At 43.2% G+C, this 842-nt stretch carries 1 protein-coding gene; it reads right to left on the reverse strand.

From position 1 onward, the window contains the following. Window positions 1-83: 83 nt before the first annotated feature. On the reverse strand, window positions 84-842 hold a 759-nt coding region (locus ACNPNW_RS16400), incomplete at its 5' end, for an efflux RND transporter permease subunit (RefSeq protein WP_448767202.1).

Consider the following 842-nt stretch of genomic DNA (forward strand, 5'->3'; position numbering starts at 1 on the left):
ATATTTTCCTTATTCTATTTATGATGAGCAGAGATATTGGATAACAGCCAATATCTCTGCTGTAAATCGACTAATCTATTGGATTAAGAAACTTTCTTTTCATTTATCCAACGATAAAGCACGGGTAACAGCACCAAAGTTAGTAATGTTGAAGAGATAATCCCGCCAATCACTACGGTTGCCAGTGGCCGTTGAACCTCAGCCCCTGTTCCGGTTGCCAGCGCCATTGGTACAAAACCCAGTGAAGCCACACAAGCTGTCATCAACACTGGTCTTAAGCGCAAAATAGCCCCTTGCCACACGGCTTTATGCACTGGATATTTGTCCCTTAATTCCTTAATAAAGGTCAGCATTACCAGTCCATTGAGGACTGCAACACCAGATAAGGCAATAAAGCCAATTCCAGCTGACATCGATAATGGAATATCCCTTAGCCAAAGGAACAGCACACCACCGGTCAAGGCAAAGGGTACCCCGGTAAAGACCAATAGACTTTCTTTGACATTGTGAAAGACCGCCATCAGTAAAATAAAGATAGTGATTAAAGCCAGTGGAATCACGATTTGCATCCGTGCTTTGGCTGAAGCCAAATTTTCAAACTGACCGCCATATTCTATCCAATAACCACTTGGCAAAGTGTATGCTTTGAGCTGTGTCTGTACATCAGAAACAAAAGACCCTAAATCACGCCCTTCAACATTCGTTGTAACCACAACTCGGCGTTTACCATTTTCTCGACTGACTTGGTTGATTCCTTCAATGGTCGAGACTTGCGCGACATCCGACAATAAAATACTGCCACCATTTGGAAGCTGAATAGGTAACTGGGAAACAGATGCGAC

It is taken from the genome of Acinetobacter endophylla (assembly GCF_053543775.1).